We start from the raw sequence: 14,163 nt of genomic DNA on the forward strand, positions 1-14,163 counted from the left end.
ATCACTGGTTTGAGCAGGCTGGTGATGGTAACGGTATCCGATTTATCGGCGCTACAGGTGCCGTTTGAAATGCTCCAGATCAGCTGTACTGCCGTGTTTGCGGGAACGGTAACATCCGTGTTAGCCTTGTTTTTATCTACAAAAGTTACCGCCGCAGTAGCAGGCAGGAACGTCCAGGTGCCTTGTGCATTTAACTCCGTCGGCTCAGTAGCATTAAGTGTAAAGGTGGTTTTATCACACGCTGTCTGGTCAGTACCTGCGTTGCGCATCACTGGTTTGAGCAGGCTGGTGATGGTAACGGTATCCGATTTATCGGCGCTACAGGTGCCGTTTGAAATGCTCCAAATCAGCTGTACCGCAGCATTGGCCGGAACGGTAACACTCGTGTTGGCTTTGTTTTTATCTACAAAGGTTACCGCAGCAGTGGTGGGCAGGAAGGTCCAGGTGCCTTGTGCATTTAATTCTGTCGGCTCAGTTGCATTAAGCGTAAAGGTAGTTTTATCACATGCTGTCTGGTCAGTACCAGCATTGCGCATCACTGGTTTGAGCAGGCTGGTGATGGTAACCGTATCCGATTTATCGGCGCTACAGGTACCATTTGAAATGCTCCAGATCAGTTTCACCGCGGTATTAGCAGGAACAGTAACATCCGTGTTAGACTTGTTTTTATCTACAAAAGTTACCGCAGCAGTAGTAGGCAGGAATGTCCAGGTGCCTTGTGCATTTAATTCTGTCGGCTCAGTAGCATTAAGTGTAAAGGTAGTTTTATCACACGCTGTCTGGTCAGTACCTGCATTACGCATCACTGGTTTGAGCAGGCTGGTGATGGTAACCGTATCCGATTTATCGGCGCTACAGGTACCATTTGAAATGCTCCAGATCAGTTTCACCACCGTATTGGCCGGAACTGTAACAGCCGTGTTAGCCTTGTTTTTATCTACAAAAGTTACCGCAGCAGTAGTAGGCAGGAATGTCCAGGTGCCTTGTGCATTCAGTTCTGTCGGCTCAGTGGCATTAAGCGTAAAGGTAGTTTTATCACATGCCGTCTGGTCAGTACCTGCATTGCGCATCACTGGTTTGAGCAGGCTGGTGATGGTAACGGTATCCGATTTATCGGCGCTACAGGTACCATTTGAAATGCTCCAGATCAGTTTCACCGCAGTATTAGCAGGAACAGTAACATCCGTGTTAGCCTTGTTTTTATCTACAAAAGTTACCGCAGCAGTAGTAGGCAGGAATGTCCAGGTGCCTTGTGCGTTCAGTTCAGTAGGCTCGGTAGCATTGAGTGTAAAGGTGGTTTTATCACACGCTGTCTGGTCAGTGCCTGCATTACGCATCACTGGTTTGAGCAGGCTGGTGATGACAACTGTATCTGATTTGTCCGCGCTACAGGTTCCGTTTGAAATGCTCCAGATCAGCTTCACCGCAGCATTGGCCGGAACGGTAACACTCGTGTTGGCTTTGTTCTTATCCACAAAAGTCACCGCAGCAGTAGCCGGCAGGAATGTCCAGGTGCCTTGTGCATTCAGCTCTGTAGGCTCAGTAGCATTAAGCGTAAAGGTAGTTTTATCACATGCTGTCTGGTCAGTGCCTGCATTGCGCATTACTGGTTTGAGCAGGCTGGTGATGGTAACTGTATCTGATTTGTCTGCGTTACACGTACCGTTTGAAATGCTCCAGATCAGCTTCACCGCAGTATTGGCAGGAACGGTAACATCGGTGTTGGCTTTGTTTTTATCTACAAAAGTCACGGCAGCAGTAGCAGGCAGGAATGTCCAGGTGCCTTTTGCATTCAGTTCTGTCGGCTCGGTGGCATTGAGCGTAAAGGTAGTTTTATCACATGCTGTCTGGTCAGTGCCTGCATTGCGCATCACTGGTTTGAGCAGGCTGGTAATGGTAACGGTATCCGATTTATCGGCGGTACAGGTGCCGTTTGAAATGCTCCAGATCAGCTGTACTGCCATGTTTGCGGGAACCGTAACATTGGTGTTAGCCTTGTTTTTATCTACAAAAGTCACGGCAGCAGTAGTAGGCAGGAATGTCCAGGTGCCTTTAGCACCCAATTCTGTAGGCTCAGTAGCATTGAGTGTAAAGGTAGTTTTATCACATGCTGTCTGGTCAGTACCTGCACTACGCATAACAGGCTTCTTATAATTGGTAATAAATACCGTGTCATTGGTAGTCAAACATGGTCCGTTGGAAATAGTCCATACCAACGAGGCGGTATCACCAACAGGTACTTTCACAGTAGCATTCCACAGTGTTGGGTTGGTGATAGTAACCCGTGGGTTAGGCGATGTCCAGAGCCCCGTAGCTCCTGCAGGAGCCGGAGTATTACCTGCTAACTGGAAGTCAGTAGCGCGGTCACATTCTGTTTGATCGGTACTTGCATTGGCAACATTAGGTTTTGCAAATACTTTCACTGTTACACTTGCACAGGCAGTGTTTCCACAAGGACCGGTACTTTCTGCCCTTACATAATAAGTGGTGGTGGCAGTTACATTATTAAATACAACTTCAGCACCATTATTAATAGAGGAAGCTGGAGTTACTGCTACGCTGCCTGGTAAACCAGGACAAGCACCGGTATACCATTTCCATTTATGCGTAGTACCGGTAGAATCAGTTCCCAGGGAACCTCCTATCACTTTTAAAGTAACATTACCGGAAACACAAAGACTGTCGGAACTGGCATCAATGGAAGTAGGAGCGGTTGAAGGCTTTTCCACAGAAACAGAAAACGGCACCGTAACGCTACATCCGTGTAACGTATCCTCCTGTGCTGTAATGACGAAGTCGTAGCTACCAGCTGCTGTATTTGCCGGAAGTTTCACGTTAAAGGTACCAGAGGTATTGTTAGATGGCCATGCTTTGGACACCGTTACAAAACCAGGCATCTTCCTGGTGGGGGCAACACTGAGTACATACTGCTTCAACGTCCCTGGTACCACGTTGCTGTAGGAAACCGTAAAGGAATCCACCGTATTACAAACCGCAGCTGCAGCAATATTGAGCGTAGGCTTATCCTTAATGGTAAGGTTAACGGTAGTCGAGTTCGGACCGGGACAAACACCATTAGAGATGGTCCATGTCAGCACAAAGGTTTTTGGCCGTGCATTGCTGACAACGGAAGCTATCGCATTATAAGCGGTGTCGTAGTTAATGGTGATATCCGAAGAAGTAGTACCTGGCGCTAATGTCCATTTACCGGTTTCACCGACACCCGGCTTACTGGCGTTCAGTTGGAAATCACGTATCTCGCATTGTACCTGGTTCAAACCTGCAACACTCGGGGTAAGGGGTTTGGTGTTAATGAGTGTAACCCGGTTGGTATCCGTGCAAGTAGCCAATACTTTGTTGGTAATTATCCAGAAGAGACGCACGGTATCACCTGCAGGAACACCCGTTACGCTGGTAGCAGCAGCAGTAGTATTGGTAATAACGGCTCCTTTGTTTGGACCGTCAAATGACCAGGTACCTTTCTGATCCGCAGGAGGGGTGCTCCTTTTAATATTAAAGGTGGATATATTACATTGTCTGTAGATGGTATCCACATCTGCTACCGGCACCGACCGCACATTTACCCTGAAGGTGTCAACGACCGTACAGGTTTTGTTGGTCACAACAACGTTGTAAGCTTTGGTACCGGTGTCTGAAGGAACATGGGTGATAGCGGGCACTTTACCTTTAATAGAATCCAGGCCATATTTCCACATCCAGTTCAAACTGTCGGCGGGCGCACCTGTGATGCCTAAGTTCAGGTTAATCTGTGCACCAAGACAAATATTCACCGGTCCGCCTGTAATAGCGGTGACCGGTTTTTTATCTACAACTACCCGGGCAAATCCACTGTCTTTACATTGACGTGGTTCATTCTTCACAGAGTTCCACCCATAATCAGCAATCCCGATAGCCCAGTAGTCTCTGGTGCTGTCGGGAAATACGGTCATTTTAGGGCCAAAATAAACCGGGTCCACCTTCCATTCATAGGTACTGTATCCTCCATCAGCCGTCAGGTCCACACTTTGCCCGATACAGATCCTGCCCGACGAGATGGTTACTTTAGGTTTCGGGAGAATAGTAATCTTGGTGTATTTCGATGGAGACGCACAGTTGCTGACGTTCCCCGATTCAAGGATATTTACCCGGTAATATTTATGCACTATCTGGTTGGGATCTCCTTTCAGCGCACCATCCGCAAATGTGAGCGTGTTGGTAGCCGCGCCTGATATACCGTTTCCATTTACAACAGGAAACCAGTCGGCCGGATTGTTTTCATCCCCGGTATTACTGTAAAACCATTGATATATTGGATTCTTAAAATAATCCTGGTTGGGATCGTAAGTGCCATCCGGCAAATGACCATCAGGACTATATAATGCTTTAATAGTAATAGGAGCGCCTTCACAAAGTGAATCCGCTCTTAATTCTGTATCAATCTGACCATCGATAAATGAGTAGATGTCCGGGCTGCAATAATTAAAGCCGATATCATCTATCGCGATATCATTTCCACAATCACCAAGACGATCATTTACAATTTCAAGCGTTACAGCGGTTACACCTCCGGGTGTTTTAAAGCTGCCGCCGTATTGTTGCCAGGTTGAATACGACAGGTTCATAGATACGTCGTAGGTTTTAAACCTTGCGAGTGTATCCCATAATGCAGCGTTAGTGCTGCCCTTTTTATTAATGATGAGAAACGTAACCCCGGCATAGTGATAACCATCCGAGTTACCTGACGCACAGTTATAGTTAAATACGTTGTAGCTGTTTACATTCAGGAACCAGGCGCTGAAATTATAAGAAGAGCCCGGGCATACCTGCACATTGTTTTTAGTATAGAAAGATTTTTTATTGATAGAAGAGTTGGCGATGAGCATACCGCCCACGGAATCGATAGTACTTCCGGTATGATCTGTTGCCTTTACCCACTCACTTCTTATTTGAGTATGCCAGAAAATGTTGTAACTATCATCAATAAAATTAGCCCCGTTCAGAGGCATAGGTACATAGTTATATCCGGTAACCGCTGCATTGGAGCGGCTGTCGGTAGCATTCTTTTTAAATTTACCAAAGTCCTCCAGGAAATCGCTTTTACTGGTTGTATTACCCAAACACGGTTGAATCGTACAGTCTTTTACGTAAATGGACTTTGTAACCGGATAGGTATTATTCCCCCTGAACAGCACCACTTTCACCGTATACTTAGCGGCGTCATTAAATTTAATGGTCAGGGAGTTCTTATTGATATTTATGCCGCCGGAGTTATAGGTGTCCCTCCGCTGGCCAACTAATTCGTGGCCTGCCCTGGTATCGGTCGTGAAGAGCACATCATAGGTTCCCCCGGTGATTGTCCAGGTCGCGGAATCTGCATAATTACTGGTGTTATTCCAGAAGAAGGCGTTCATACTGGCGAAACTTCCCTTACATATGGTGTCGGGAAGGTTCATAAAGGCTGTGCCGTTTGCCGGCGCAGTTTGTGCTGCCACCTGTTTATTAAGCAGCACAAGCCCCAGTATCAGGTACAAAAAGGTTAATAGTCGTTTCATAGGTGCAAACAGTTAAGTAAGAAAAGTATCAGGATTGAGCAGCTGTTGTTTGCTCAGTCCATATTGTACCTCAACTCTTTACATCGGTTATCTTTCCCGGATGGTTTTTTCCGGCAGAGCGTGGAGCAAGTGTAAAATGGTTTCATAGGCGTCAGGTGTTTATACTTGGTATGGCTAAAATATATAAATGAATTAAGATTAAAATTAGATGTAATATAGGAAAATAAAAAAAGTGTTATTAATTGTAATATGATAAAGCGCCAGATAAGTTGACCGGATGGGTTAGCGAAAAATTGATTGTCAATTGCTTAAAGGGGGTAAAAAAATATCAGAAAAGTTATCCACATTCGCGATGGGGGCTGAATTATTTAGAGGAGACTGTGCTTTATTAAATTATTTTCATACCTTTGCAGACCAAATTTGATGTAAGATGCCCAAAGTAAAGACACATTCCCGTGCCAAGAAAACGTTCAAGGTTGGTGGGAACGGACAGATTAAGCGGTTCATGGCCTTCAAAAGCCACTTACTGACCAAAAAATCTACGAAAAGAAAACGTAGCTTAAGAGGTAGTACACTGGTTCACGAAGCAAATCTTAACCTGGTTAAGAGAATGCTCGGAATGCGCTAGTATCTGTCAAAAGAATCGAATTTTATAACCTGAGAAAAAACAAAGCAAATGCCTCGTTCAGTTAATGCCGTAGCTTCAAGAGCCCGGAGAAAAAGGATCTTAAAGCAAGCCAAAGGCTTCTACGGTAAAAGAAAAAATGTGTACACCGTAGCGAAGAACGTTCTTGAAAAAGGACTCACTTATAGCTATGTTGGCCGTAAATTAAAGAAAAGAAACTATCGCCAGCTGTGGATCGCCCGTATCAACGCTGCTGTTAGAGCAGAAGGGTTGACCTATTCTGTGTTTATGAACAAATTAGCCGGTAAAAGCATCGACCTGAACAGAAAAGTTCTGGCTGATCTGGCTATGAATGAACCAGAAACATTTAAAGCACTGGTAGCTTCTGTAAAGTAAGACTTACCTGATAGTAAATACCCGGTAGCTGGCATCCCACAGGATGTCAGCTATTTTGTTTTTAGGATATATCCCGAATATCGCGGAACCGCTGCCACTCATCGACGCATAAAGCGCCCCGGAAGAATACATTTGTTCCTTTATCACCTTCAGCACCGGGTGCGCCTGGAATACCGGCGCCTCGAAATCGTTTGACACCATATCTTTCCATTCCTCCACCGGCAACTGGATCACTTCCCGCAGCGGGCGAACCGGCGCACCGGGAACAAGCTGCTTAAATGCCCATCCCGTATTTACATGGATCCCCGGATGCACCAATAAAAACGAGTAGCCGGAGAGGTCCAGTGCTACCGGCTCCATGATTTCTCCACGCCCTGTGGCATAGCAAGGTTTATTGACAATAAAGAACGGGCAGTCGCTCCCCAGTTGAGCCGCGTAGTCAACCAGCGCAGCTTCCGAAAGCCCCAGCTGGTATTTCTGGTTCAGCAGTTGCAACATGAAGGCGGCATCTGCGGAACCTCCACCCAGGCCGGCGCCAATGGGTATATTTTTTAATAAATGAATGTTTACCGGCTGCAACTGCGGAAAGTCGGATTGCAATAACTGAAAAGCCCGTATACAGAGGTTATCGGCTGCATCACCGGGCACCGGGATACCCGTGCTCTCAAATTGAAGTTCAGTATGCGTAATTACCTCCAGCGCATCATTAACAGGCAGGGGATAGAAGATGGTTTCCAGGTTGTGGAAGCCATCGGGGCGTTTACCGGTAACATGTAAGCCCAGGTTTATTTTACAGTTCGGAAATACAATCATAATTGCACGGCAAACCAACAGCTACAGTTTTTACACCGCCGGCTGCAGGGAGTATATAAAATGAAAAGTTATTTGCTTTTGCGGCTGTTGATCTCATCGCGGATAGCGATGGCCCGGATGTAATCTTCCTGTTCCAGTACTTCCTGTAACAGGGTAGTTAACTCCTCTACATTCAGTGCTTTCAGGTCATCTTCCACACCTTTCTCATGCTCCGAAATAGTAGGGGTAACCGGCTTATTGGTCTTTTTACCGGCAGGGTCGTCCAGCAGTATCCCTGCGCTGTTGAGGATATTCTCGAAAGTATAAATAGGGCATCCGAAGCGAACTGCGAGGGCCAGTGCATCCGATGTCCTGGAATCTATCTCTATGGTTTCGTCGTTGTTAGAACAGATAAGCTTTGAGTAAAAGATGCCTTCCTGCAGATTACTGATGACCACCTCCTGTAATTCTACATTAAAGGCGTTCATAAAGTTTTTCATCAGGTCGTGTGTTAAAGGCCGGCTGGGTTGCATTTTTTCCAGAGCTACTGCAATCGCCTGCGCTTCAAAGCCACCAATCACAATAGGCAAACGGCGCAATCCGTTTACTTCTCCCAGTACCACGGCATATGAATGAGTCTGCGTAATGCTGTGCGATAAAGCAACTATTTCCAGTTCTATTTTTCTCATATCTGTCTTGCGTTGTCGCTGAATAGTTTGTAAGACCGTGAAGTTAGAAAAATATTCCTTATCTAAAAAAAATCTATAATGATAAATCTATGATATAAGAATTACGGTACAGGAATTACGAATGAAAAATCAACACGATCTTAAAAATTGAATACTTCATTCGTAATTCTTGTACCGTAACCCGGTTGCTTAGCTCTGTTTCAGCTTGTTGACAGCTGCCGTAAGCTTAGGCACTATTTCAAATGCATCACCTATTATGCCATAATCTGCGGCTTTGAAAAAAGGAGCTTCCGGATCTTTGTTAATCACCACGATGACCTTACTACCGTTTACGCCAGCCAGGTGCTGAATAGCCCCGGAAATACCCACCGCGATATAAAGATTGGGGCGCACGGTTAAACCAGTCTGACCCACATGTTCATGGTGCGGGCGCCAGCCGGCATCGGCTACCGGACGGGAACTTGCTGTTGCAGCTCCCAGCGCCTTTGCCAGGTCTTCCAGGATGCCCCAGTTTTCCGGGCCCTTCATACCCCGGCCGCCGCTTACAATTACTTCTGCCTCCGTTAAAGGCACTTCACCGCTCACCGTTTCAGTTTTAACCACCTTCACTTTAAAATCAGCATCGCTGATAGCCGGAGAAAAGGCTTCCACCGTTGCGGTAGCAGTACCTGGATTCACGGGGAAGGTATTGGGTATAATGGCAATCACCTTCTTATCAGATGTAATATTGATATGGGCAAATGCCTTACCGGAGAACACGTTTTTCTTTACCACAAATCCATTGGTAGTATCGGGATAGGAAATGGCGCCTGCGACCAGACCAGCTTTCAGCCGGGCAGATACCCTTGGGGCAATGGCTTTACCATCAAAGTTATGAGGAAAGACAAGCACCTTACTGCCTTCTTTTTCTGCTGCTTCGGCAATAGCTTTGGTATATACAATGCTTTCTACTTCATGTAAGCGGGCATCTGCTGCGTGTAGTACCTTTTGTGCGCCATAGTTACCCAATGCGGCCAGTTCGGCAGCGTCAACAGGGCCCAGTACCAGTGCCGTAGCAGTAGTACCCAGCTGTTCAGCCACTTTAGCGCCATATTGCACGGCTTCCAGCGCCGCTTTCTTGATTTTACCCTGTGCCTGGTCGGCAAATATTAATATAGACATGAATAATTTGATTAGTAGTTGAGAGATAGTTTACCCTTAGATCACTTTTGCTTCTTCGTGCAGTAACTTCACCAGTTCTTCCACGTTATCAGGACTGATCAGTTTAACGCCGGCCTTTGCAGGAGGCAATTCAAAGCTTACTACGGAAGTGAGGGCGTCTGCAGCAACAGGTTCCACCACAGTGAGGGGCTTGGTTCTGGCGGCCATAATACCGCGCATATTGGGGATCCGGGCTTCAGCCATTCCCTTCTGGCAGGAAACAACTACCGGCAGCGATACTTCGCACACTTCTTCTCCGCCTTCTATTTCCCTGTTAACAGTAGCCACCGTACCATTCAGGTCAAATTTAGCAGCAATGGATACATAAGGCAGTTCCAGCAGTTCTGCCACCATGCCGCCTATACCGGAGCCATTAAAGTCAATGGTTTCTTTCCCGGTAAAAATAATATCGTATTGTTTATCCTTTGCATGCGCAGCTATCTGCGACGCAATATAGTAACTGTCAGCACTATCCGCATTTATACGGAAAGCCTCGTCTCCGCCCAAAGCCAGCGCCTTGCGGATAACCGGATCACAATCTGCACCACCCACCGTAATGAGATGCACGTCAGCCCCTATGGTTTCTTTCAGCTCCAGCGCCCTTACCAATGCATACCATTCATCGTACGGATTAATAATAAACTGTACACCAGCCTCATTGAATTTCGTGTTATTGTCCGTGAAAGCTATTTTTGCAGTCGTGTCCGGAGTTTTGCTGATACATACTAAAATCTTCATGGCCTTAAACTGTTTTGTTTTAAAATGCGGTAATAGCAAATATATCTAAATAATATACGCCAACCGCAGGGAGGGAAGATGATTTTAATCAGTGTGAGAGATTGACATATTGTACAATTAAATAATAACAAACGAATGGACAGAATCGCGCAAATAAAGCAGTTCCTGGTAGCCACACCAAACGACAGCTTCCTGAAACATGCGTTGGCGCTGGAATACATTAAGCTCAACGATGATGTAACCGCCAGGCAGTTGTTTGAAGAACTGCTGGCCCATGAACCGGGCTATGTAGGTTCTTATTATCACCTGGGGAAGTTACTGGAACGCGCAGGTGATAATGCCGCCGCCATCAGCACCTATGAAAAAGGCATGGCTATGGCTAAAGCGGGAAATGAAAGACATGCATACAACGAATTACAGTCGGCCTATGAAGACCTGGTATACTGATATTATTAATCTAACAAACAACGCATGCCTCAACATCTGGTAACTGATTTCACTGCTTATATCTCCGGCCGGCAATTATTTGATCCTGCGCAAAAGGTGCTGCTGGCCGTAAGTGGCGGGGTGGACTCCATCGTAATGGCCTGGTTGTTTAAAAATGCCGGTTACCGCGCCGGTATTGCCCACTGCAACTTTCAGCTGCGGGGTGAAGAATCTGAGCGGGATGAAGCTTTTGTACGGAACATGGCAGCAACACTGGAACTGCCGCTGCACGTAGTAAAATTCGATACCAATGCCTATGTGGCCGGGCATCGTGTAACCATACAGGTAGCCGCACGCGAACTGCGTTATCAATGGCTGGAAGAGGTACGCGCTGCCGAAGGATACGCATATATAGCCACCGCCCATCATATGCAGGACAGCGTGGAAACAGCACTGATGAATTTCGCCAAAGGTACCGGTATTGCTGGGCTGCATGGCATTCTGCCTAAACAGGAACGCCTGATCCGCCCGTTGCTGTTTACGGAGAAAGACAGGCTCATAGCGTATGCTGCCATGAATAATATTTCTTTTGTAGAAGATAGCTCCAACATAACTGACAAGTATACACGTAATTATTTTCGTCACCAGGTGATTCCGCGATTACAGGAAGCCTTTCCTGGTGTTGTAAAAAATATGTCGGGTACTATTGAACGGGTCAGGGAAGCGGAGATCCTTTACCAGGAAGCACTGGCGAAGCACCGTAAACGCCTGCTGTTCCAGCAGGGGAACACCTGGATGGTGCCCGTATTGAAGCTGCAGAAAACGATTCCGCTGCAAACAATCGCCTGGGAGCTGTTCCGGACTTTTGGTTGTTCATCCGCACAAACGCAGCAGGTATTATCGTTGCTGGAAAGTGAATCCGGCAGGTATGTGGATACGGCCAGTCACCGCATTGTGCGCAACCGTCAATGGTTGCTTATTACCCCGCTGGCAACAGCAGCATCACCGCTGGTAGTGATTGAACCCGGACAGCAGCATATTCATTTTGGCGGCGGACAATTACAGGTCCGTGAACAGGAGCGGGGCAACGCCGGTATTCCTGCATCGCCGGAAATAGCCTGGCTGGATGCCGCACAGGTTAGCTTCCCGCTGATCCTGAGAAAGTGGAAGCAAGGCGACTACTTTTACCCGCTGGGCATGCCCAAAAAGAAAAAGGTAAGCCGTTTCCTGATTGATCAGAAATTATCAATGCCGCAAAAAGAAAATGTATGGGTGCTGGAATCAAACAAACGTATCGTGTGGCTGGTAGGTATGCGGGTAGATGACCGTGTGAAGATTACATCCAAAACGAAAGCAGTACTCAATATCACATTTACAAAGTAGCAACCGGCCGGCAGCAGTGGAGAATGCCACTGCTGCCGGCGGTTTCATTTATCGTCCGAATCTTGGATGCCTGAGCATCTCCAGGAAATAGGTGCCCAGTTCAGGATGGAAAATCAGTGGAAATACGATACCGAATAACGCGCCCCACATATGCGCGTCATGATTGATATTGTCGCCGCCTTTTCTCGACATGTATGCTGACAAAGCGAGGAATAAAATGCCATAAATTACAGCAGGGATGGGGATGAAAAACAAAAAGATCGTATTCCACGGATCTATCATGATGGCTGAAAACACCACCGCAGAAATAGCTCCGGAAGCCCCAAGCGAAGAATAACTGGAGTTGTTACGGTGTTTTATGTAAGATGGAATATTTGCAACAATGATTCCCAGTATATAGTATAAAATATAAACCAGCTTGCTGTGAAAAAGCTGCATAAATAAATTTTCAATGGCCGGTCCAAAGAAAAATAAAGTGAGCATATTGAAAATGAGGTGCTGAAAATCGGCATGCACAAACCCTGAAGTAATGAAGCGGTAATATTGTTTGTAACGCTTTACCATGTACGGTTGCAGGCTCATCTTGTCCAGCTGGTCATAGTTCTTAAGGGCGGTATAGGAAACAAGACAGGTAATAATGATAATAATCAAACTGATGGAAAGCGTCATATAACCGGTTTATTTAGGTGGTAAAGGTACTTATTGATGATGATACTTTTCTCTGTTTAAAACAGTATAGGCGCGGTACAATTGTTCAGCAAAAATAAGACGCACCAGCTGATGCGGGAAAGTGAGCGGTGACAACGACATTTTCAGTTGCGCCCTTTGCAACAGGGCATCATCGATACCAAACGCACCGCCAATTAATATGATCAGCTGACGTGTACCTGCATTGTTGCGTTGCTGCAGGAAGTCGGCAAACTGCACAGTGGTCATCATCTTTCCCTTCTCATCCAGCGCCAGCAGAAAATCTGTAGGCTGTAACATATCCAGGATAATTTTTGCTTCCTGTTTCTTCAATTCCGGCACCGATAAACTGGCAGCCTGCTTTACCGTAGGGATTAGTTTTACTTCAAAATCCACGTAATGCTGCAGTCTTTTCTGAAAAACAGCCATCCCATCCCTGATGTAGGGATCATGTTCTTTTCCTATGCTCCAGAGTTGAATTTTCACTTCGTTTAATAATTAAGCAATTGGTGTAAAAGTAAGTGTAAATCAGAAGATTGCAGAAATTTTTTTCAACAACTATTTGGGATTTTCGAAAAATCTCCTACCTTTAGCGCTCACTTATAAATACATGGCTCCGTAGCTCAATTGAATAGAGCATCTGACTACGGATCAGAAGGTTTCAGGTTTGAATCCTGACGGGGTCACAGAAGAGAGGAAAAACCCACGCGATGCGTGGGTTTTTTTGATTTTTTATCTTAGCTTCACTTCGTATGTTAAGTAACAAGTTTACATATCGCTTCTCTGCAATAGCATAATGGCTCTATTTCCGGGCCTTGCACTACTGCCATAGATCTATGGCAGGTTATCTATTATATATTAAACAAGCATTTTTGTTGTTTAAAGTTTTAAAACTTAAACGACGAGATAAATATTTATAAAATGACAGCACATTTAAATATCCGGAAGGAAACAACCGCTGACCATAAACACGTCTTTAGCCTGATTACGAAAGCTTTTAGCGCTTTAGAACATTCAGACCATAAGGAGCAATTCCTCGTAGAACGATTAAGGAACTCAACTGCTTTTATCCCGGAATTATCCCTGGTGGCAGAAATTGATAACCGAATTGTGGGATACATTTTACTAACGAGGATCTGCGTCAGAAACGGCAGTAAGGAATGGCCATCATTGGCGTTGGCTCCGGTAGCTGTGGACCCTGATTTCCAGGGAAAGGGAATTGGTGGAAAATTGATTATGGCTGCACATGGCATTGCAGTTGAATCAGGCCATAAATCGGTGATACTATTAGGACATGCGGAATATTACCCTAAATTCGGCTATGCGCCAACAGTTAACTTCGGGATTTCCCTGCCTTTTGAAGTTCCTGCGGAAAATTGCATGGCTGTGGAACTTGTCCCGAAGGGACTGGAAGGAGTCTCTGGGACAGTGGAATATCCTCATGAATTTTTTGAGTAGTGCTCACTAAATTGATCACCTCTTCGGACTGGCTTCCAATTTTGGAAGCCAGTTTTTTCGTACCCAAATATCTCCGCTATCCATTTATATCAGTACATTACAGCCATCTATAATAAACTGCGTATACCCGTTAACGATAGCCTTTAAAAAAAATAATTCTAATTTTTTTGTTTAATTTAAAACAAATCCTACATTTGCAATCCCAAACGGGGAATGG

12 protein-coding genes and 1 tRNA gene are annotated in these 14,163 nt (G+C 45.7%); 6 read left to right on the plus strand and 7 right to left on the minus strand.

Annotated features, from left to right (window positions below):
- The coding region (locus AB6805_RS31455) for a hypothetical protein (RefSeq protein WP_370913398.1) at positions 1–5,552 on the minus strand (5,552 nt) is incomplete at its 3' end.
- Positions 5,553–5,982: 430 nt separating this feature from the next.
- On the opposite strand from AB6805_RS31455, the gene rpmI reads away from it, so the two are divergent.
- The gene (gene rpmI, locus AB6805_RS31460) at positions 5,983–6,180 is read left to right on the plus strand and encodes a 50S ribosomal protein L35 (protein WP_079471802.1); all 198 of its coding nucleotides are present in this window, start codon (positions 5,983–5,985) and stop codon (positions 6,178–6,180) included.
- 48 nt (positions 6,181–6,228) lie between these two features.
- On the plus strand, positions 6,229–6,573 hold the full coding sequence (rplT, locus tag AB6805_RS31465; RefSeq protein WP_370913399.1) for a 50S ribosomal protein L20: 345 nt from the start codon (positions 6,229–6,231) through the stop codon (positions 6,571–6,573).
- A gap of 3 nt (positions 6,574–6,576) precedes the next feature.
- On the opposite strand, the gene ispE is transcribed toward rplT, so the two are convergent.
- The 4 genes from ispE to AB6805_RS31485 form a co-directional block, all read right to left on the minus strand.
- Complete coding sequence (gene ispE, locus AB6805_RS31470; RefSeq protein ID WP_370913400.1) at positions 6,577–7,386, minus strand: 4-(cytidine 5'-diphospho)-2-C-methyl-D-erythritol kinase; 810 nt, start codon at positions 7,384–7,386, stop codon at positions 6,577–6,579.
- A 68-nt stretch (positions 7,387–7,454) separates the two neighbouring features.
- A complete protein-coding gene (locus AB6805_RS31475; RefSeq protein WP_079471804.1) occupies positions 7,455–8,054 on the minus strand; it encodes a bifunctional nuclease family protein in 600 nt (199 codons plus the stop codon).
- A 189-nt stretch (positions 8,055–8,243) separates the two neighbouring features.
- Positions 8,244–9,215: an electron transfer flavoprotein subunit alpha/FixB family protein gene (locus tag AB6805_RS31480; protein WP_370913401.1), complete on the minus strand. Its 972-nt coding sequence runs from the start codon at positions 9,213–9,215 to the stop codon at positions 8,244–8,246.
- A 36-nt stretch (positions 9,216–9,251) separates the two neighbouring features.
- On the minus strand, positions 9,252–9,992 hold the full coding sequence (locus tag AB6805_RS31485; protein ID WP_370913402.1) for an electron transfer flavoprotein beta subunit/FixA family protein: 741 nt from the start codon (positions 9,990–9,992) through the stop codon (positions 9,252–9,254).
- Between the two features lie 135 nt (positions 9,993–10,127).
- On the opposite strand from AB6805_RS31485, the gene AB6805_RS31490 reads away from it, so the two are divergent.
- Positions 10,128–10,439 carry a hypothetical protein gene (locus AB6805_RS31490; RefSeq protein ID WP_370913403.1) on the plus strand — a complete coding sequence of 104 codons (312 nt, stop codon included), beginning with the start codon at positions 10,128–10,130 and terminating at the stop codon, positions 10,437–10,439.
- Between the two features lie 24 nt (positions 10,440–10,463).
- On the plus strand, positions 10,464–11,801 hold the full coding sequence (gene tilS, locus AB6805_RS31495; RefSeq protein WP_370913404.1) for a tRNA lysidine(34) synthetase TilS: 1,338 nt from the start codon (positions 10,464–10,466) through the stop codon (positions 11,799–11,801).
- A 48-nt stretch (positions 11,802–11,849) separates the two neighbouring features.
- Here the strand turns inward: tilS and AB6805_RS31500 are convergent, their stop codons facing one another.
- Positions 11,850–12,470 (minus strand): rhomboid family intramembrane serine protease, encoded by a 621-nt coding sequence (locus tag AB6805_RS31500; protein ID WP_370913405.1) that lies wholly within the window; start codon positions 12,468–12,470, stop codon positions 11,850–11,852.
- Between the two features lie 30 nt (positions 12,471–12,500).
- The gene (locus AB6805_RS31505; protein ID WP_370913406.1) at positions 12,501–12,974 is read right to left on the minus strand and encodes a 23S rRNA (pseudouridine(1915)-N(3))-methyltransferase RlmH; all 474 of its coding nucleotides are present in this window, start codon (positions 12,972–12,974) and stop codon (positions 12,501–12,503) included.
- A gap of 126 nt (positions 12,975–13,100) precedes the next feature.
- On the opposite strand from AB6805_RS31505, the gene AB6805_RS31510 reads away from it, so the two are divergent.
- Positions 13,101–13,174 (plus strand) — tRNA-Arg (locus AB6805_RS31510).
- A gap of 235 nt (positions 13,175–13,409) precedes the next feature.
- Positions 13,410–13,946 carry a GNAT family N-acetyltransferase gene (locus AB6805_RS31515; RefSeq protein WP_370913407.1) on the plus strand — a complete coding sequence of 179 codons (537 nt, stop codon included), beginning with the start codon at positions 13,410–13,412 and terminating at the stop codon, positions 13,944–13,946.
- The last annotated feature ends 217 nt before the right edge of the window (positions 13,947–14,163 follow it).

The organism is Chitinophaga sp. RCC_12 (assembly GCF_041360695.1).
Classification (GTDB): Bacteria; Bacteroidota; Bacteroidia; order Chitinophagales; family Chitinophagaceae; genus Chitinophaga.

What these genes read in the sequence shown, in the direction of transcription:
- rpmI (WP_079471802.1), top strand. Translation starts at nt 5,983, where the DNA reads ATGCCCAAAGTAAAGACACATTCCCGTGCCAAGAAAACGTTCAAGGTT.
- rplT (WP_370913399.1), top strand. Translation starts at nt 6,229, where the DNA reads ATGCCTCGTTCAGTTAATGCCGTAGCTTCAAGAGCCCGGAGAAAAAGG.
- ispE (WP_370913400.1), bottom strand. Translation starts at nt 7,386, where the DNA reads ATGATTGTATTTCCGAACTGTAAAATAAACCTGGGCTTACATGTTACC.
- AB6805_RS31475 (WP_079471804.1), bottom strand. Translation starts at nt 8,054, where the DNA reads ATGAGAAAAATAGAACTGGAAATAGTTGCTTTATCGCACAGCATTACG.
- AB6805_RS31480 (WP_370913401.1), bottom strand. Translation starts at nt 9,215, where the DNA reads ATGTCTATATTAATATTTGCCGACCAGGCACAGGGTAAAATCAAGAAA.
- AB6805_RS31485 (WP_370913402.1), bottom strand. Translation starts at nt 9,992, where the DNA reads ATGAAGATTTTAGTATGTATCAGCAAAACTCCGGACACGACTGCAAAA.
- AB6805_RS31490 (WP_370913403.1), top strand. Translation starts at nt 10,128, where the DNA reads ATGGACAGAATCGCGCAAATAAAGCAGTTCCTGGTAGCCACACCAAAC.
- tilS (WP_370913404.1), top strand. Translation starts at nt 10,464, where the DNA reads ATGCCTCAACATCTGGTAACTGATTTCACTGCTTATATCTCCGGCCGG.
- AB6805_RS31500 (WP_370913405.1), bottom strand. Translation starts at nt 12,470, where the DNA reads ATGACGCTTTCCATCAGTTTGATTATTATCATTATTACCTGTCTTGTT.
- AB6805_RS31515 (WP_370913407.1), top strand. Translation starts at nt 13,410, where the DNA reads ATGACAGCACATTTAAATATCCGGAAGGAAACAACCGCTGACCATAAA.